Consider the following 18,999-nt stretch of genomic DNA (forward strand, 5'->3'; position numbering starts at 1 on the left):
ATAAAAAGCAATATGCAAACCGATGAAATTTAAATTACTGATCCTTTTTTCTTTATTGGTTTTTTCACTGAGCAGTTTTCAGATTCCTGCCTATCAGCTGGCCAGGCTCAAGTATAATGGCGGAGGTGACTGGTATGGTAACAGAACGGCGTTAATCAATCTGATTACCTTTTGTAACCAGAATCTTCATACCAATTTTGCACCTGAAGAGGCAATTGCAGAAGTGGGCAGCCCCGAAATCTTTAATTATCCGTTTGTCTATATGACCGGGCACGGAAATGTCGTATTCAGCGCACAGGAGGCTCAGAATCTGCGCAGGTACCTGATTGGTGGTGGATTCCTGCATATTGATGATAACTACGGACTGGATAAATACGTTCGGGTACAAATGAAAAAGGTATTTCCCGAGTTATCATTCGTAGAATTACCGGTAAATCATGCCGTTTACAATCAGAAATTTAAATTCAGCGGAGGGCTTCCGAAGATACATGAGCATGATGGGAAACCCGCACAAGGTTTTGCCTTGATCTGGGAAGGAAGAATAGTTTGTTATTATACCTATGAATGCGATTTAGGGAACGGCTGGGAAGACTTCGGTACCTATCCGGGGGATACGGAGGAAAAGAGGGTAAGTGCGCTTAAAATGGGCGCAAATTTAGTCGAATATGTTTTAACCCATTAATATGTACAAGATAAAAGTAAATGAGCAGTACAATTTTGATTTGTCGGCCGTAAATGATTCCTTACAGCATGATGGTGTAAATATCCCTGTAGATATCCGCGATCTGAAAGATGGCCATATTCACTTTCTTTATCAAAATAAATCCTATAACGCTGAAGTCGTTTCGGAAGATCATGAAGAAAAGACTTCCGTCATTAAAATAAACGGAAAATTATATGAAGTTGCTATCGAAGATCAGTTTGATAGCCTGCTGAAAGCGATGGGCATGGGAGCAGGCAGCGGGAAAGTGGCCAGAGAAGTGAAAGCACCTATGCCAGGACTAGTACTGAATATCAGCGTTACTGAAGGGCAGGAGATTCAAAAAGGGGATAGTCTGCTGGTACTGGAAGCGATGAAAATGGAAAACATGTTAAAATCAGCTACCGAAGGAAAGATTAAGAAAATACATGTAGCCACAGGCGATAAAGTAGAAAAGAACCAGGTTTTAATAGAATTTGCATAAAAAAAGAGGAGCTGTTAAGCTCCTCTTTTTTGTAGGTCTCAGGGTCTTTTATTGCTTTTTGGCATTAAATGGTTTTTGTTGTTTTGGCTTGAACTGAGGTTTGCCCACTGAACGTATTTCAGAAGCACCCAGCATAGTCATCGCACAACGGAAACCTATATCAGCAGTAGACTCGTCCTGTTGTAAAAATCTTCTTGTGGCAGGGTTTAACCATAGTGCCTGGTCATCCCATGAGCCACCTTTGTAAACTCTTGATTTGTTGTTAACCAGTGTAATCTCACCATATAACTTGTTTTCCTCATCACGGAAACCTCTCTGGTCAGCATAAGAATTTGCAACAGGAGCTTTCGCTGCTGCCTGTTTCTCTGCCCAGGTTTGTTTCTTACCTGATACAGCAGCAGTCATAATTGGTCTGTTGTAAGCATCTTTTTCCAGTCTTCCGGTTAGCGGGTCAGCTACTTTCTTATCCTGGTAATAGTTTCCTCTGTATGGGTTTAAAGCATCAGCATCTTCAAATGTATTTGAACGATAAACATCAGCTACCCATTCATTCACATTTCCCGCCATGTTATACAAACCAAAATCATTTGGCACATAAGAACGTACAGGTACAGTGATACTACCTTTATCATTCAAGTTACCGCCAACACCCATATAATCTCCTTTGGTTCTCTTAAAGTTGGCCAGGATCAGACCACGTGTTTTGTTCTTGGCAGAACTGATACCCAGTCCATCCCAGGGATAGATTTTATTGTTTGAGATATTTTCGTAATCTGTATTTCCGATCAGGCCTAAAGCAGCATATTCCCATTCAGCCTCTGTAGGTAAACGATATGGCTGTTTTAAGATACCATCTTCTAATCTTACATTTCTTGTCGGGCCACCTTTCTGCGCTTTTCCATTTGCAGCAGCAGCAGTCGCTGCCGGACTAAAGTCTTTTTTCGCTTTGGTTCCCTTATCATCATATTGACCGTTCAGGTAGATGTCAGTATTGAATGGGCCTGTCGGTTTAGCCGCAGTTGCAGCAGCATTACTTTTTTTACCATTCTTACCAGTACCGTACATATCCTTGTAGCTGGTCATATAATTTTGTTCCCTGAGTAGTGACTCGTTCACAATATCCGTTCTCCATGCACAATATCTTTGCGCCTGTTCCCAGCTTACACCAACTACAGGATAATCCTGATAAGCAGGGTGTCTTAAATAATTATCAACATAAGGTTCATTGTATGAAAGCGGTCTGCGCCATACCAGGGTATCCGGAAGTTCATTATAATAATATTCGTAGTTTGTCGGATCAACCCTTCTGATCCAGTTCAGATACTCTAACCAGTTAGTGTTTGAAACCTCTGTTTCATCCATGTAAAATGATGAAACTGTTGTTTCTCTTTTGTGGTTATAGTCTTTCAGCTCCTGTCCGGGAACATTTGTTGCGCTGCCACTCATTACAAATACACCACCTTCAATTTCAACCAAACCCGGACCCGGTCCACGTTTGAATTTGTTATTTACCTGAAAACCTCCGTTCTCTGGTTTATTGTATGCTAACCCTGTTTTTTCTGAGGTCGCATTTTTCTTCGACGTGCAGGAAACTAAAGAGGAAACAGACAATAAAAAAGCAAATGAATATAGGTATGTTTTTTTCATAAGTGCGTATTGAACTATTCTAGCTGTTAAAATTACATAAAAAAAGATCGAAGCAACAAAATAATTGAATAATATCATGTTAGGTTAATAAAAATCAACATCTTGCATTAGTCAGTGTTGTAAATGTTGAAACACAAAAGCAGTGAAACCATCATAAGCATACCGTTTACAGACAGCAATGAATATGCTTATGATAGCTTCATCACCGATAAAAAACAATACATACTCTGATGAAAATTGCTTATTTAAATTATATTTGAGGAAGAGTAATCCGATAAAGTTGCAAAGCCTATTAACAGAACAGAAAAAGAAATTCAATTAAATGAGGATAATCAATTATAAGCGCTATTCAAAATTCCTATTGATGTGCTTCTTTTTCGTGTCACAAAACTTCGTCGTATTTGCACAAAATGCGCCCCAGACAGAAACTAATGGTAGCAGGCTGAACAGCGTGAGAACGGCAGTCCCGTTTTTGCTGATTACGCCCGATGCCAGGGTGGGTGGAATGGGAGAAGCAGGTGTGGCTATTGCACCCGATGCTAACTCAACCAGTATAAACCCTTCGAAAATTGCTTTTCTTGAACAGAAATATGGGATGTCAGTTTCCTATAGTCCCTGGTTAAGAACTATAGCATCAGATATTAATCTGGGTTATCTGAGCGGATTTTATAAGCTGGATGACAGAACAACTCTGGGGGCTTCCCTGAGGTACTTTTCTTTGGGAAAAATTCAGCTGACGGATATTAATCAGCAGGATCTGGGAACCTATAACCCAAATGAATTTGCTTTTGATGCAACTTACTCCCGCCGGTTCGGAGATTCTTTCTCTTTAGGTACCTCCATGAGATATATTTATTCCAATCTTGCTTCCGGTCAGTTCTCTGTCGGACAGCAGTCCAGAGCTGGTAAGTCTTTTGCGATGGATGTTTCCGCTTATTTTAAGAAACCGACTTACCTGCTGGGGCATGATGCTATCGTTTCGGCAGGAGCCAATATTTCTAATATAGGTACAAAGATGAGTTACATCGATGGTGGGGAGAGTGCTTTTTTACCTACAAATCTGAAAATCGGAGGAGCCTCTACCTTTATACTCGATGATTATAATGAACTGACCATCGCACTCGATTTTAACAAACTTCTGGTACCTACCCAGCCGATCTATAATACGGATGGCAGCATACAATCCGGGAGAGATCCTAACCGCTCAGTTCCTTCAGGTATTTTCGGATCTTTCACAGATGCTCCGGGGGGTTTTAGCGAAGAAGTAAAAGAAATAAATATTGCTACAGGTTTAGAGTATTGGTATAATAAAAGATTTGCTTTGAGGGCAGGTTATTTTTATGAAAATCCTAATAAGGGAGACAGAAGATATTTTACACTGGGTACTGGCGTTAAATATCAGTCCTTTAACCTCGATCTTTCCTATCTGTTAGCCAGTGCAAGGACTAGTCCTTTAGCTAATACCCTAAGATTTACCCTGTTGTTCAATTTTGGCGACAATAAATAATATAGATAATTGAAATGAAGATTAAAGTAGGATTTGGTTTTGACGTACATCAGTTAAAAGATGGTCATCCATTTGTAGTTGGGGGAGTAAATCTTGAACACCATAAAGGAGCATTCGGTCATTCAGATGCGGATGTTTTATTACACGCCATATGCGATGCCTTATTAGGCGCAGCGAACCTTCGTGATATAGGGTTCCATTTTAAAAATACCGATCCCAGGTGGAAAGGCATCAGTAGTATGATCCTGTTACAGGAAACTGTAAAGTTACTGACCGAAAAGGGGTGGGCCATAGGAAATATTGATGCGATGCTTTGTCTGGAAGCACCGAAGATTAACCCCCATATTCCTCAGATGCAGGAAAATATTGCTACTGCGGTTGGAATACCGACAGAAGATATTTCGATTAAAGCTACGACCAATGAAACTATGGGTTTTATAGGCAGGGAAGAGGGGGTGGTGGCTTACGCGGTGTGCCTGATTCAAAAAATGTAAAACAATTGTCTGAGGAAAAGAGTTCTGGATACAAACTCTGATTATGAAATCATCATTCAAATATTTACTGATAGCAGTAATTTTTATTTCATCCTGTACTTTAGGTGATAAAGGAAGCGAGAAAGTTCCTGATTCTGTGAAAATAGATACAACTTTCCGGCCTTCGCCAGCAGGTAGCTCACAAAAGAGTACAGATACCTCTAAAAATGCCGATAGTTCAAAAAACACCCCTCAAAAACATTAAATAAAAAAGACCGGGCAGCTAAACTGTCCGGTCTTTTTTATTCGTTGGTCTGGTTTATTCTTCCAGGTAACCAAACTTACCCTGGTTATAATCATCAATGGCTGTCCTTATCTCTTCCTGGGTATTCATTAAAAACGGACCATACTGAGCGACAGGTTCCAGAATAGGTTCTCCGCTTAAAATAAGAATGATACTGTCTTCTTTCGCCTCAATCCTGATTTGTTCCCCATCGTTTTTGAAATAAACAAATTGGTTACCAGCCGCTTTGTTCTGGTTAATGACCACATTGCCTTCTACGATCAGGATACCAGTGTTAAATGTGGCCGGAAGCGTGAATACAGCCTCTCCACCAGCATTTAAACGGACGTTGTAAACATTCATCTTAGTAAAAGTCGTCGCTGGTCCCTGAGTCCCTGAATATTCTCCGGCAATAACTTCGACAGTACCCGCGTTTCCTGGTAAAACAGATCTTCCAAGGTCACTGTTTTGAATAGCCTGGTATTTAGGTTTGCTCATTTTGTCTTTTGCCGGAAGATTTACCCAAAGCTGGACCATCTGAAAAGTGCCACCCTTTCTGCTGAATTCCGTTTCATGGTATTCTTTATGCAGGATCCCGCTTGCTGCTGTCATCCATTGTACATCACCAGGATATATTATCCCGCTGTTTCCACTGCTGTCATGATGCGCTACGGCCCCATGGTAAGCAATGGTTACAGTTTCAAAACCACGGTGAGGATGTACACCAACGCCACGGAGTTTATCCGTTGGCGGAAGTTCCATTTTATCATTAAAATCGAGCAGAAAAAAAGGGCTCATTTTAATTTTATAACCTCCCGGGAAAAAGTTGCTTACTTTGAACCCATCACCCACCATATGGGGTGACGGCGCATCTAAAACAGCCGAAACTGTTTTTATATCGGTTTCCATAGAAAATATTTTGTTAAGCTTGTTTTGCGAATTGCAATTCGCCTAATATGCGCACTTCTTCACCTAACATCACACCACCTGTTTCCAGTGCTGCATTGTAGGTCAGTCCGAAATCAGTTCTGTTGATTTTTCCTTTGATTGTAAAACCAGCTTTAGTGTTACCCCATGGATCCTGAGCTGTACCGCCAAATTCTACATCCAGAGTCACTGGTTTAGTTACATCTTTAATCGTCAGATTTCCAGCTAATTTATAATCTCCGCCATCTTTGGTGAAAGCTGTTGACTGGAAAGAAACTGCAGGGAATTCAGCAGCATTGAAGAAATCACCACTTTTTAAATGACCATCTCTGTCTTTGTTACCAGTGTCGATAGAATCTACACCTGCTTTGAAAGTAACAGTTGCATGTTCAAAATCTTCGCTGTTAGTATCGAGTTCTGCTGAGAACTCATTGAAGCTACCTGTAACGGTAGAGATCATCAAATGTTTTACCTTAAACTGAAGTTCGCTGTGGTTTGGATCTAATACCCATTTAGTGGTTGCCATAATCTTTAATTTTAATATTGGTTTTTATTATAACACAAAATTAAAGCTATTGTTCGCCGCCGGGGTTGATGTATGATAAGAAATGCTAAACCTTGAAGTGTTTGTGCGCAAGGTCTTTACGTACCCTGCTGAGTGATTCGGGTGTAATGCCAAGGTAAGAGGCGATCATCCATTGCGGAACCCTGAGTGTCAGGTTTGGATATAATTTGATGAAGTCGAGATAGCGTTCCTCGGCAGTGGCACTCAGCAGCATGTTGATCCTTTTCTGCATGAAACGGATCGAATTATTTAACATCGTATTATTGAGGGCATGTAAACAAGGGACATGTACCCCGGCTTCCATAAAATAATTTCTGGGGATAATTAACGCTGTAGTTGGTTCAATGGTATCGATAAAGAAATCAGTTGGTTCGTTAAAGAGACTATTGCGGTCACCGATCCACCAGTTTTCAGGAGCAAACTGTATAATGTTGACCTTTGCCTTACTATCTACCGAATAACACCGCATCAGTCCCTCAGTTACAAAATACGTTTTTGTGCTCATTTCGCCCGGTGAAAGGACCACCTGGTTTTTTGGAAAAGTTTTTACTTTGATATCTCCGGAAATGAGATCAAACTGTTCGTCAGTGATGGTTACTTTTTTACGTAAATACTCTTTAAACTGATCAAACATATACTATAGATAAAAGCTATTTATTCTTGGGTTCGATATTGGAAAAATCTACACCACATTTACAGTTCGATGCACATCCTCCACTTTTTGGGGATACAGCACGATAAATGATGCGACCTATATAAAACAGGGCGGCAGCAAATAAAATTCCGACTAAAATAGTTTGAATATCCATAAATACAAATTTAATTAAATGATCTGCCTGAGGAGTCTGTTAAATGTCAATTTCCTGCGTCATTAAACCTACAGTGCCGCCTACCCAGTCAAAATCGGCATTATAACGTACGCCGATCATTTTACCCCTGCTCAGGCGGGCCAGGTTAATGCATAACTGCGGATCTTCATGATCTGGCCAGATATATAAAAGCCTGATTTCCGCTTTGACCAGCCCGTCCGGAGATTGAATAACAGGTTCATAATTTACTTTTCGTTGCAGGATCCAGTTTTCAGGATCAGTAATATTGTCTATATCAGTCCGGCTGACATCGATAATTACACCCATCCCTGCAAAAGAGAACAAAGGTTTGAGTACATAGTTCTCTAAGTCCTCCGGAATTTCTTTCAATGTATTCAAAAACCGCGTCTCCGGTACAAACTCATTCTTTAAAAACGGCATCGTATACTTGCTGATCCTGTAGAACCAGTTGGGATGTGTTATCCATTCCACGTCAAGAGGTTCCCTGGGGTCAAAACCTAGTTTAAACAGGTCCTGCTGTGTGCTCACTTCGTCAAAAATCAACCGGTTGTAAATCCGTTTCAGCTGTGTTTTTTTTCCTTGTTCCCTGTAAAATAGCTGGTCACCCTCTTTAAAAATGTCCGTTAAGCTTAAAATCCGGATTCCTAAGTACGCTGCTGTTATAAAAAAATCAATGGCCGTTTTCTGATTTGGTGCGTCAATATCCATTAAGGCGACTTCTTCAGGTGCATAAGGACCAAGGATTACCTTTTTCAATAGATCAATATATTGCTCGCGATCCATTCCATGAAAAAACGGGGTGAAATCAGCCAGTTTATCCAGTTCAAACACTTTCTCATAAGTATCAGCCAGGTGTAACTGAAAGGCGAAAAGCGAAGGGAAACCCTGCATTTCTATTAACCTGGGGACCAAACGTCCATTTTCATCTTTACAAATACCAAAATCAAAGGCCAGGAAATGCGGATGATCATTCTCTCCGGGTACCGCCCATTCCTTTGGAATAGCATTTTCCGTAAGCTTTTTGAAGTCGGGTTGTCTGATGACTTTAATAATCTCCTCACCAGCCTCAATCAATTGATTTTTCAGGTCCTCAGGAATAAATATAGGTGTTTCTGCAAAGCGGATATTGACAGGAGGGTAATCCTTTCCCAATAAACGCAAAAAGCTTTTGTACTTATCCTTTGAAAAATTTCTGTTAAAATACTCCCTGTACTTACTGATCATATCAGACTGCTTTAAGCGCTTGAATGGCTTCGGTTAGAAAATTAGGTAATATAGATTGCTGTGTTAGCATGATTCTGTCCGGGTTCTCCAGGCTATCCAGCATGTCCAGATACTTTTCTTCCCCATGTGCATCGATGATAGCTTTTTTCTTCTCTTCTTCTAAAAGATATAATTTCATCCCCAGTGGATCTGCCTCTGGATGGAACTGAGTACCAACAAATTCTCTGGAAAAACGTATAGACATGATACATCGCTCCAGATCAATATGCGGACGTTCCTTCTCAATCGCAAGGATTTCGGCTCCCATTTCATTAAATGTTTCATCCTCTGCATCTACAACCTGCCAGTCCCTGCTGTCCACTGCATAAAACGGATTAGAGAGCCCTCTGTAGATCAGATCATCTTCACCCTGTTCAGTTAGTGTAACAGGAAAAATTCCGAAGGCATTGGATTTTCTTTCCGTAACCATTCCCAGTCCATATTTCCGGCAGGCCAGCTGGAAAGAGTGACAGATCAGGAAAACATGTTTTTTAGTATCGTGTTTACTATTATGGTCTTCAAGGTCATCGAGTAACTTAAAGAATGAATTTTCCCAGGATTCGTCCAGGCCATCATAAGGACTGCCGGGGCCGCCGCTTGAAATATAGATATCATAGTCAGTGCCTGGGATCTCGTTGTTTAACCTCAGCTCGAAAACCTTATAGGATAAATCCAGTTGATATTCCTTTTTGTAGGAAGATAAAATATCCAGAATACCCCTCAGTCCCTGATTCGGAACCCCTTTATTCATGTCAATGACAGCAACCTTAATTTCTTTTTTCTGTGCTGTCATTCGTGTGCCCCGATTAAAGTCTGAGATGTGATATAGTCTACTACCGATTCAAAGTTACCGGTCTGTGAATAGATCGCCAGCTGGCGGTCAGCACCTGTACCATTTTCCAGGATCTTATGTATATAATTGAGATCTTCCCTGCAGCCCAGTTCGTCTACCACGTCATCTACAAAATCCAGTAATTCCAGGACCAGGTTACGGCAGTTAATTTCCATTTCCTTACCAAAATCGATCAGATTTCCATCAATGCCATAACGGGCTGCACGCCATTTATTTTCGTTGATCAGTGCCCTCGAGTAATTGATATACTTCATGTTTTGCAGCCGGAGTTTATACAGTTTAGCGCAAAGCGCCTGAAATAAGGCTACGAAAGCCATTGTTTCATCGATAAGCATTGGACAATCACAAATTCTGAACTCTATAGTTTCAAAGAAAGGGTGTACCCGAATATCCCACCAGATTTTTTTAGCATTGTCAATACTATTGGTTTTGATCAGCAGTTTGACATAGTTGTCATAATCCTCAATGCTGTTAAATACATCTGGAATACCAGTTCTTGGAAATTTATCAAAAATCTTCGTCCGGAATGACTTATAACCTGTATTTCTCCCTTCCCAGAAAGGAGAATTAGTCGATAAGGCAAAAACGTGAGGCAGGAAATAACGTACCTGGTTGGCAATATGAATAGCCAGTTCCCGCGATTGGAAACCCACATGAACATGCAGGCCAAAAATCAGGTTAGAACGGGCAGCTTCCTGCAGTTCATTGACAATTTCACTATACCGCGGATGCTCAGTGATCAGTTGCTTTTCCCATAGCGAAAAAGGATGCGTTCCGGATGCGCCGATACGCAGCCCCTGTTCTCCCGCCAATGTCGAAACCGTGTGGCGCAACTGCGAGATTTCCCGTCGCGCCTGTTCCGTATTTTTGCAGATTCCTGTACCCACCTCAACTACCGCCTGGTGCATTTCAGCTTTGACCTGATCCTTATGGATTTTTTGTGCCGCTTCTACTATCTTCTGGTCATGTGAAGTCAGCTCCCGTGTAACCGGGTCAATGACCATATATTCTTCTTCTACACCGAGCGTAAATTCATTCATCATCTTGAAGCCTCCTTATTTGAATTTATTTTTTCTTTGCAGCTGCCGCTTTAGTGGCTGCTGGTTTTGCTTTTTTTGCAGGTGTTGCCACTTCTTTTGCAGCAGTTTTGGGTTTGGCAGCTACCGTTCCTTTAACGGGGGCAGTTAATGTTTTTCCGGTAATAGCCGATTTCACATATTCTCCCCAGGTTAAATTATCCTGTCCGTCTATCTGCGCTTTCGCTCTCTCAATAGCATATTTGGCCGAGGTTTCTACCACCCAGTCAAAGTTTTCCTGTCCTACACTGGATACTTCTGCATCTGGTGCCGGATTGCAGAAATCAATAGCATAAGGAATACCATCACGAACGGCAAACTCTACTGTATTAAAATCGTAACCCAGATACTGGTTCAGTTTAATCACATAATCATGTATTGTTTTTAAGAGCTTTTCGCTCGAAGGCTTGTGATCTACCGCATATCTCAGATGAAAAGGGTTACGTGGTTCATATTGCATAATACGCACATACTTTCCGCCAATACAGTAACATCTGAAATATTCATCAAATTCAATTTCTTCCTGTAGCATCATTACATGTTGATGCGTCTGACTATGTTTATCAAAAAATTCTTCTTTGTCATTTAATTTATAGACCTCTTTCCAGCCGCCACCATCAAAAGGTTTCATGTAAGCCGGGAAACCGGTATAGTCAAAAATCGAGTTCCAGTCAAATGGGAAGGCCAGATTACTGAATGAATGTTCTGTTGTATCATCTGGTCTGGCATGAGATGGAATCAGGGCTGTTTTAGGCACCGGAATACCTAGTTTAACTGCCAGCGCATTATTGAAAAACTTCTCATCAGCACTCCACCAGAATGGGTTGTTAATCACTGCTGTTCCTGTAATTGCTGCATTTTTTAACGACGCCCTGTAAAATGGGACGTCCTGCGAAATGCGGTCAATAATTACGGCATAATCCAGTGGTTCTGCCTGGAATATTTTGTCAATATTGACAAACTCTGCCTGAAAATCATTTCCTCCCAGTTCATTTACACGTTTCACGAAGGCCTCAGGAAATGACCGTTCCTGTCCAAATAAGATCCCTATTTTCTTCATAGATTTTCTTTAATTTAATGATGAAGCTTATCTTTTTTTATATTCTTGATAAATACTCAGGAAACATGTTCCGCCATACCGGCCAGTCATGATCCGCGCCAGGTTTAATATCCAGCCAGTGATTTATGTTTTTGCGTTGCAGGATGCCGGAGAGACGTTCATTAAATGGTCTGCAAATATCCCAGTCACCCGTGCCCAGTACAATATCCATTTTCCAGAGATCCGGGTCGTTGTCTCCCGGAAGGAAATCAACGGGGTTATTATAATAAATATCACTGTTGTAAAAACCATCCGTTTGCGGCGTGATATCAAATGTCCCACTCATGCTGAATAGGTGACTAACCAGGACAGGGTGTTTAAAAGCAAAATTCGCTGCATGATAACCTCCAAAACTACAGCCTGCGGTAACGACCTTTCCATAACCTGTTTCGTTGCATGCCAGAGGAAAGAGCTCTTCCACAAGCATTTTATCATACCAGCTTTGGTTTTTTGCCCGGTCGGCCGGGGGAATTGATTTATTGTACCAGCTTTGTGCGTCAATACTGTCAGGACAATATATTTTGACTTTTCCTTCTTCTATCAGATGTTGTACCGAACCGATCAGACCGAAGTCTTTCGTCTCATAATAACGTCCTTTACTAGTAGGAAAAAGCAGGATTGGGCATCCGCTGTGCCCGAAAATCAGAAGTTCTATCTCGCCGCTTAAATTGGGGCTGTACCATTTTTTATATTCTTCTTTCACGCCTTTCCCGATTATATATTGAATATATGTAAAACCCCTTCAAACCGCAAAAAGTTTTACCGATTTCTCTTGTTTATCTGCTATTTAGCCAAAATATATAAGTTTAGCGTTAAGAAATAGTTATTATAGATATCTATGAATGCTAAACAGGCTCTTAGCTTTTAAAAAAAATAGATAATTATTCAGGAGATTCGTAAATTTGCAACGAATTTGTGAGAAAGGGAATTCGTTGAATTATGAATAGTACTGTGTCAATTCTTGGGGCTGCCCCTATAACCCGTGAGGTGGAATCAATTCACCTGCAACGGAAAGTAGAAATAGAAATATTTTATCCTTCAGGTCTGCTGGGCAATGAAAAGCTGAATCTGCTATTGTTAAATGACGGACAGGATGCCGCTGGATTATTATTGGATGAAACTCTTCACAGTTTATACGAAGACCAGAAGATCGAGCCCGTTGTTGTTGTCGCCATTAAAGCGTCTGCTGCCAGGTTAAAAGAATACGGAGTAGCTGGTGTTCCTGATTTTGCAGGAAGAGGAAGTGATGCTGGTAACTATACCAGATTCATTACCGAAGAACTGATGCCTTATCTCTCTTCAGAAATTGGAATGCCATTTCTTGGAAAACGTGCATTTGCCGGATGTTCTTTAGGCGGGCTGACTGCATTTGATATCGTCTGGAAAAATGATCATCTTTTTGATACTGCCGGAGTTTTCTCCGGTTCGTTCTGGTGGAGGAAAAAGGATCTTAAAGATGGCTATACAGATGAAGACCGGATTATGCATCAGGTGATCAGGAATACTAATAATCATCCTGAGGTTAAATTCTGGCTGATGACAGGGACAGAAGATGAAACTGCCGACCGGAACCGGAATTTTATCATTGACTCTATAGATGATACCATCGATGTAATTAAAGAATTAACGAAAAAGGGTTACAACCGGCCGGATGATATCTTTTATTATGAAATGGTAGGAGGGAAACATGATGTCGCTACATGGGCTAAGGCACTCCCTTCGTTTTTAATCTGGGCATTTGGCAGAAAAACGTTTTTATAACGGTCTGCCTAAATCCTGTATCTGATCAGACTGATAAATAAAGACTCCCTTTTTATCTTCCAGTGACTGTCTGAGCATGGCTTTGGCTACAACTCCGACTTTGATACTCCTGTACTTTTTCCAGCTTCCTGTCAGCAGTGGGTTGATCAGGTGCATCATTGCATTCATGACCCCTTCACCGAAACGTTTCTGAGCCCTTTTCCCATCCAGTAAAGAGGGGCGGTAAATAAAGATGCTTTTAAAAGGGACTGCTTTTAAGTCACTCTCCAGTTCTCCTTTTGTTTTAGTATAAAAGATAGAAGAATTTTTATTGGCACCGAGGGCCGATACCAGATGATAACTTTCAGCCCCGTTGGTTTGTGCTATCCAGGCTAAGTCTAAAGGGTACTGATAATCAATCCTGCGGTACAGCTCCAGATCAGGAGTCTGGCTTTTTGTGGTACCCAGACAGCAGAAAACTACTTTTCCTTTAATTTCCGCGGCATAATCACTGAGCCTGTCAAAATCTACAACCAATTGAATTAATTTTGGATGTTTTATACTTATCTTTTTACGGACCAGTATCAGTACCTCCGTGTAATTATCATCATTTAACAGCGCTGTCATCAGGCTGTTGCCTATAGATCCGCTGGCGCCGGCAAGTACTGCTTTTATATCCATTTCCAAATTAACAATTATCTCTCCGCTAAGTTTATATTAATATTGGTTTTTCGGAAAAATCAATTCTTACCGGCGTCTTTCTTTGACGGTTAAGCCTGTGCCGAGCTTCAAAATCCTATTGCAGGATCGAAAGAATTTTAGGATAATCAATAGTTTTTATCCTAAAAATAATGACATAGTCCTAGGTAATAGGCTGATATATCAATTATTTACGTTATCTTTGCGCCAAAATTTAGGCGCATTTTATGCAAAAAATAAGAAACATAGCTATTATAGCACACGTTGACCACGGTAAAACTACATTGGTTGATAAGATTTTACACACTTGTTCTATTTTTCGTGACAACGAGCAGACAGGTGACTTAATACTTGACAATAACGACCTTGAAAGAGAACGCGGTATTACCATCGTTTCCAAGAACGTATCGGTAATGTATAAAGACGTTAAAATTAATATTATTGATACACCTGGTCACGCCGATTTCGGTGGTGAGGTTGAGCGTGTATTGAAGATGGCTGATGGTGTATTGTTGTTATGCGATGCGTTTGAAGGTGCAATGCCTCAAACTCGTTTCGTGACTCAAAAAGCTTTGGCTTTAGGTCTGAAACCAATTGTTGTAGTTAACAAAGTAGATAAAGAAAACTGTCGCCCTGAAGAGGTTTATGAGCAGATTTTCGAATTGTTCTTTAACCTTGAAGCTACAGAAGATCAGTTGGATTTCCCTGTAATCTACGGTTCATCTAAACAAGGATGGATGAGTACTGATTACACAAAACCAACTACAGATATTTTCCCTTTACTTGATGCTGTTGTAGCTAATATTCCTGCACCAGAATTAATCGAAGGATCGTTACAAATGCAGATCACTTCATTAGATTATTCATCTTTTGTAGGTCGTATCGCAGTTGGACGTGTTCACCGTGGCGTGATTAAAGAAAACCAACCGGTTACTTTGATCAAACGTGATGGTAAAATGGTAAAATCAAGAGTAAAAGAATTATACACTTTCGAAGGATTAGGTAAAATTCGTGCAACTCAGGTAAGTTCAGGTGATATCTGTGCAGTTGTAGGTATCGATGGATTTGATATCGGTGATACTATTGCTGATTTCGATACTCCGGAGCAGTTACCAGTTATCAAAATTGATGAGCCTACGATGAACATGTTGTTCACGATCAATAACTCACCATTCTTTGGTAAAGAAGGTAAATTTGTTACTTCTCAGCGTATTAAAGAACGTTTGTACAAAGAGATGGAGAAAAATCTTGCCCTTAAAGTTGTAGAAACTGAATCTCCTGATGCCTATCTGGTATACGGAAGAGGTATTCTGCATTTATCTGTATTAATCGAGACTATGCGTCGCGAAGGATACGAGATTCAGGTAGGACAGCCACAGGTAATTATCAAAGAAATTGATGGTAAAAAATGTGAGCCGGTTGAAACACTGATCGTAGATGTACCGGGTGAGGTTGCTGGTAAAGTAATCGAACTGGTAACTCAGCGTAAAGGTGAATTACTGATCATGGAACCAAAAGGAGATTTACAACACTTAGAGTTTGAGATCCCTGCACGTGGTATCATCGGATTAAGAAATAACGTATTAACTGCTACAGGTGGTGAAGCGATTATGGCTCACCGTTTCAAAGCTTACGAGCCTTGGAAAGGTACTATCCCTGGAAGACTGAATGGTGTATTGGTTTCTATGGAAAAAGGAAGCACAACAGCTTATTCAATCGATAAATTACAGGACCGTGGTCGTTTCTTCGTTGATCCGGGTGTTGATGTTTATGAAGGTCAGATTATGGGTGAGCACATCCGTGACAATGATTTAGTAGTAAACATTGTTAAAGGAAAAGCTTTAACTAACATGCGTGCATCAGGTACAGATGATAGTAACCGTATTGCTCCTGCAATTAAGTTCTCTCTGGAAGAAGCAATGGAATACATCCAGGCTGATGAGTACATTGAAATCACACCGTTAAGTATGCGTTTACGTAAAATCTACTTAACTGAAGGTGAACGTAAAATAAAAGGTAAAAATTTCTAAGACCTTATCAATTATAAGATCAAGCCTGTAAGCATTGCTTACAGGCTTTTTTTTGCCCTCAGTTTTTAAATGCTGCTTTAGGAACTAATAGGATATGACCCTGGTAAAACTATCAAAATGATCTTTTTTCTTAGTTTTGTGGCTTAATAAAGCAATATCATGGAATCATTAAAAGGAAAAAATGCACTTGTTACAGGTGCGGGTAAAGGGATAGGTCGTGCATTGGCGATTGCACTTGCACAGGAAGGTGCGAATGTAGGCCTCATTGCCAGAACGGAAGCTGATTTACAAAATGTAGCAGAAGAACTGAAGTCTTTTAATGTACGCACAGCAATTGCTACTGCAGATGTATCCGCTATAGATTCAGTAAACCAGGCTGTTCAGAAAATCGGCGCTGAACTCGGCGCAACAGATATTCTGATCAATAATGCCGGTATCAGTACTTTCGGTTCATTTATGGAACTGGAGCCTGCCAGATGGGAAGAAATTGTGAAAGTGAACCTGTTTGGTGTTTATTATATGACCCGTGCTGTGCTGCCAGAAATGATAGCAAGGCAAACCGGTGATATTATCAATATATCCTCCACAGCCGGTCAGCGCGGTGCTGCGGTAACCAGTGCATACAGCGCTTCTAAATTTGGATTAATTGGTCTTTCCGAGTCCCTGATGCAGGAAGTCCGGAAACATAATATACGCGTAACTACATTAACACCAAGTACAGTTGCTACCGATATGGCGAAAGATCTGAAACTGACCGATGGAAATCCTGATAAGGTTATGCAGCCAGAGGATCTTGCCGAGTTAGTGATCAGTCAGCTGAAATTAAACCGCAGGGTATTTGTTAAAGAAGCAGGTCTCTGGTCTACTAATCCATAGTATGAAAAAAGTACTGTATATACTTAGTGTTTTACTCCTGTCAATCGTGCTTTTGTTTGCAGGGTTGTTTATCTGGCGTCCGGAGCTGGCACGTGTTTTACGTTATCAGTCGCCCGATGCCAATACTTACAAGATTTTTCCGCAGACAGTTATACAGCCTTCCGATACGGCATTTACTTTTATAAAAGCAGCGAAAAACCGTGATGATTTAGATACCATAAAAGTATTAAACTGGAAACATGAATCCGTTCCTTTTTCCACTTACCTGGAACAGGGAAAGAATAATCTGTTTATGGTCATCAGAAATGATACAGTTATCTATCAGAAATTTGCTCCTGGTTATAGTGATACTACCTTGACCACACTTTTTTCTGTGGCTAAAACAATGGTATCCATGATGGTTGGTGAGGCGCTGGCAGAAGGTAAGATTAAAAGTCTGGATGATAGATTGGTACAATATGTTCCGGAATTAAAGGTGAACCCGGCATTTGACCACATTACACTGAAGAACCTGCTCGATATGAAATCTGGTCTTGAATTTAAGGATGTTTACGGAGGGATTATAGCTGCGTTTTTATCAGATGAGGCTAAATATTATTATACAGATGATATTAAAAAGGAACTGATTAAAACAAAAGCGGTTAACCCTCCCGGCACTGTCTGGAAATATAAAAGTATAGATGCTTTTCTGTTGACCTGGGCACTGGAAAATGCGACAGGGAAAAAGGCTGCGGCATATTTCCAGAATAAAATCTGGAAGAAGATTGGTACGGCTTATCCGGCAAGTTTTGGATTGGATCATGTAAACGGACTAGCCAACACAGCCAGCAGGTTTCAGTGTACTGCAACAGACCTGGCTAAACTGGGTCGTTTATATCTCAATAAAGGAAAATATAAGGATGACCAGGTCATCCCTGTTGACTGGGTTAACCAATCTGTCAGTTTAGGGAATGAGGCGCCTGCAAATTCGAAAGGCTGGCAGAAATCGGCACAACACTATTTATGGTGGATTCCTCAGCAAGGTGTTAAAGGTGATTATGCAGCTGAAGGCATGAGAGGGCAGAGGTTGTATGTGGATCCAGCAACCCATACCATTATCATTCAGTTTTCGGGCAGAGGTGCCGGAAATTATCCTTATAGAAGGATCAGTCATTACCTGTCAGGATTGCCTTATACTTATCCCGCCAGTTCCCGGGTATCGGAAGATTAGCCCTTATTCAAACAGGAAACGGAAATACGCTTCAGGGTTGTCCAGAAAACTTTTAGTCAGCTGATAATGTTCCGTTTCCTGATAACCCATTACTTCAAGTCCATTTTCTCCGAAATGGAGAATTTGCGCAGCAGGATAACAGAGTAACATCGGAGAATGTGTGGCAATCAGAAACTGAGCCTTTCCGGATCGTTCCAGCTTATTGATAATAGACATGAAAGTCATCAGCCGGTTAGGGGAGAGTGCAGCTTCAGGCTCATCCAGGATATAAATACCCTGGCGAAACTGATTCGCGAAAAGCGCCAGAAATGATTCCCCATGAGATTGATGATGAAGAGATTTTCCGCCGTAAGCATCCAGTATACGGCCATCTTCGCGGGCAATCTCATCAATATAATCAGCAAAATTAAAGAAGCTTTCTGCACGCATAAAAAAGCCCTGATTGATTCTTCTCGGTGTCCATCCCAGGCTTAAAAGAGGAGCTAAAGGCGTTTCAAAACTGCCATCCGGGTTTCCCGCATTTAAATTATGGTTCCTGTTCCCACCGCGGATACTGAATCCGCATTGTTCGGCAATACCTTCCAGTAAAGTTGATTTCCCTGAACCATTCTCCCCGACAAAAAAAGTAACATTGCTTTCCAGTTTCAGGTCTAAACCCTTTTTGAAAACAGGAATGCTGAAAGGATAATCTTCTATAGTAGTTTCGGGCAGGGAGATATGAGATAAAAAAGGCATAG

General features: G+C 40.8%; 21 protein-coding genes. 9 read left to right on the forward strand and 12 right to left on the reverse strand.

Features of this window, described 5'->3' with window-relative positions:
* Positions 1 to 22: 22 nt before the first annotated feature.
* Positions 23 to 682 (forward strand): DUF4159 domain-containing protein, encoded by a 660-nt coding sequence (locus HDF25_RS22015; protein ID WP_184628559.1) that lies wholly within the window; start codon positions 23 to 25, stop codon positions 680 to 682.
* Position 683: 1 nt separating this feature from the next.
* A complete protein-coding gene (locus HDF25_RS22020) occupies positions 684 to 1,184 on the forward strand; it encodes an acetyl-CoA carboxylase biotin carboxyl carrier protein subunit (RefSeq protein WP_184628560.1) in 501 nt (166 codons plus the stop codon).
* A 48-nt stretch (positions 1,185 to 1,232) separates the two neighbouring features.
* Here HDF25_RS22020 and HDF25_RS22025 read toward each other — a convergent pair whose 3' ends face one another.
* Positions 1,233 to 2,831, reverse strand: a complete 1,599-nt coding sequence (locus tag HDF25_RS22025) for an SUMF1/EgtB/PvdO family nonheme iron enzyme (protein ID WP_184628561.1) — start codon at positions 2,829 to 2,831, stop codon at positions 1,233 to 1,235.
* A 322-nt stretch (positions 2,832 to 3,153) separates the two neighbouring features.
* Between HDF25_RS22025 and porV the strand changes: the two genes are divergently transcribed.
* Genes porV through HDF25_RS22040 form a run of 3 tightly spaced genes read left to right on the forward strand, consistent with a single transcriptional unit; the run spans position 3,154 to position 5,076 of the window.
* Complete coding sequence (gene porV, locus HDF25_RS22030; RefSeq protein WP_260409439.1) at positions 3,154 to 4,338, forward strand: type IX secretion system outer membrane channel protein PorV; 1,185 nt, start codon at positions 3,154 to 3,156, stop codon at positions 4,336 to 4,338.
* Positions 4,339 to 4,352: 14 nt separating this feature from the next.
* Complete coding sequence (gene ispF / locus HDF25_RS22035; protein ID WP_184628562.1) at positions 4,353 to 4,832, forward strand: 2-C-methyl-D-erythritol 2,4-cyclodiphosphate synthase; 480 nt, start codon at positions 4,353 to 4,355, stop codon at positions 4,830 to 4,832.
* Between the two features lie 43 nt (positions 4,833 to 4,875).
* Positions 4,876 to 5,076, forward strand: coding sequence for a hypothetical protein (locus HDF25_RS22040; RefSeq protein ID WP_184628563.1), 201 nt, complete (start codon positions 4,876 to 4,878; stop codon positions 5,074 to 5,076).
* 54 nt (positions 5,077 to 5,130) lie between these two features.
* Here the strand turns inward: HDF25_RS22040 and HDF25_RS22045 are convergent, their stop codons facing one another.
* The 9 genes from HDF25_RS22045 to HDF25_RS22085 all read right to left on the reverse strand — a co-directional run bounded on the left by HDF25_RS22045 (position 5,131) and on the right by HDF25_RS22085 (position 12,410).
* Positions 5,131 to 6,003, reverse strand: a complete 873-nt coding sequence (locus HDF25_RS22045; protein ID WP_184628564.1) for a pirin family protein — start codon at positions 6,001 to 6,003, stop codon at positions 5,131 to 5,133.
* Between the two features lie 13 nt (positions 6,004 to 6,016).
* Positions 6,017 to 6,547: a YceI family protein gene (locus HDF25_RS22050; RefSeq protein ID WP_184628565.1), complete on the reverse strand. Its 531-nt coding sequence runs from the start codon at positions 6,545 to 6,547 to the stop codon at positions 6,017 to 6,019.
* A gap of 85 nt (positions 6,548 to 6,632) precedes the next feature.
* Positions 6,633 to 7,220: a Crp/Fnr family transcriptional regulator gene (locus HDF25_RS22055; RefSeq protein WP_184628566.1), complete on the reverse strand. Its 588-nt coding sequence runs from the start codon at positions 7,218 to 7,220 to the stop codon at positions 6,633 to 6,635.
* A 16-nt stretch (positions 7,221 to 7,236) separates the two neighbouring features.
* Complete coding sequence (locus tag HDF25_RS22060; RefSeq protein ID WP_184628567.1) at positions 7,237 to 7,395, reverse strand: FeoB-associated Cys-rich membrane protein; 159 nt, start codon at positions 7,393 to 7,395, stop codon at positions 7,237 to 7,239.
* A 39-nt stretch (positions 7,396 to 7,434) separates the two neighbouring features.
* Positions 7,435 to 8,640, reverse strand: a complete 1,206-nt coding sequence (locus tag HDF25_RS22065; protein WP_184628568.1) for a hypothetical protein — start codon at positions 8,638 to 8,640, stop codon at positions 7,435 to 7,437.
* A 1-nt stretch (position 8,641) separates the two neighbouring features.
* The gene (locus tag HDF25_RS22070; protein ID WP_184628569.1) at positions 8,642 to 9,472 is read right to left on the reverse strand and encodes a type 1 glutamine amidotransferase; all 831 of its coding nucleotides are present in this window, start codon (positions 9,470 to 9,472) and stop codon (positions 8,642 to 8,644) included.
* Entirely contained in the window at positions 9,469 to 10,575 is a 1,107-nt protein-coding gene (locus HDF25_RS22075) for a carboxylate-amine ligase (RefSeq protein WP_184628570.1), read from the reverse strand. Before HDF25_RS22075 ends, HDF25_RS22070 begins: the two co-directional genes overlap by 4 nt.
* Before the next feature lie 22 nt (positions 10,576 to 10,597).
* Positions 10,598 to 11,668: a RimK family alpha-L-glutamate ligase gene (locus HDF25_RS22080; RefSeq protein ID WP_184628571.1), complete on the reverse strand. Its 1,071-nt coding sequence runs from the start codon at positions 11,666 to 11,668 to the stop codon at positions 10,598 to 10,600.
* A 37-nt stretch (positions 11,669 to 11,705) separates the two neighbouring features.
* Entirely contained in the window at positions 11,706 to 12,410 is a 705-nt protein-coding gene (locus HDF25_RS22085; protein ID WP_184628572.1) for an esterase family protein, read from the reverse strand.
* A 236-nt stretch (positions 12,411 to 12,646) separates the two neighbouring features.
* Between HDF25_RS22085 and HDF25_RS22090 the strand changes: the two genes are divergently transcribed.
* On the forward strand, positions 12,647 to 13,468 hold the full coding sequence (locus HDF25_RS22090) for an alpha/beta hydrolase (RefSeq protein WP_184628573.1): 822 nt from the start codon (positions 12,647 to 12,649) through the stop codon (positions 13,466 to 13,468).
* Here HDF25_RS22090 and HDF25_RS22095 read toward each other — a convergent pair.
* Positions 13,463 to 14,128: an NAD(P)H-binding protein gene (locus HDF25_RS22095; RefSeq protein WP_184628574.1), complete on the reverse strand. Its 666-nt coding sequence runs from the start codon at positions 14,126 to 14,128 to the stop codon at positions 13,463 to 13,465. The genes HDF25_RS22090 and HDF25_RS22095 overlap by 6 nt on opposite strands.
* A gap of 245 nt (positions 14,129 to 14,373) precedes the next feature.
* On the opposite strand from HDF25_RS22095, the gene typA reads away from it, so the two are divergent.
* From typA to HDF25_RS22110, 3 genes are all read left to right on the forward strand, one after another.
* Complete coding sequence (gene typA, locus HDF25_RS22100; protein WP_184628575.1) at positions 14,374 to 16,176, forward strand: translational GTPase TypA; 1,803 nt, start codon at positions 14,374 to 14,376, stop codon at positions 16,174 to 16,176.
* 159 nt (positions 16,177 to 16,335) lie between these two features.
* Positions 16,336 to 17,052 (forward strand): 3-ketoacyl-ACP reductase, encoded by a 717-nt coding sequence (locus HDF25_RS22105; RefSeq protein WP_184628576.1) that lies wholly within the window; start codon positions 16,336 to 16,338, stop codon positions 17,050 to 17,052.
* Between the two features lies 1 nt (position 17,053).
* Positions 17,054 to 18,262, forward strand: coding sequence for a serine hydrolase domain-containing protein (locus tag HDF25_RS22110; protein ID WP_184628577.1), 1,209 nt, complete (start codon positions 17,054 to 17,056; stop codon positions 18,260 to 18,262).
* Between the two features lie 3 nt (positions 18,263 to 18,265).
* On the opposite strand, the gene HDF25_RS22115 is transcribed toward HDF25_RS22110, so the two are convergent.
* Positions 18,266 to 18,997: an AAA family ATPase gene (locus HDF25_RS22115; protein WP_184628578.1), complete on the reverse strand. Its 732-nt coding sequence runs from the start codon at positions 18,995 to 18,997 to the stop codon at positions 18,266 to 18,268.
* Positions 18,998 to 18,999 lie beyond the last annotated feature (2 nt).

It is taken from the genome of Pedobacter cryoconitis (assembly GCF_014207135.1).
GTDB classification, from domain to species: domain Bacteria; phylum Bacteroidota; class Bacteroidia; order Sphingobacteriales; family Sphingobacteriaceae; genus Pedobacter; species Pedobacter cryoconitis_D.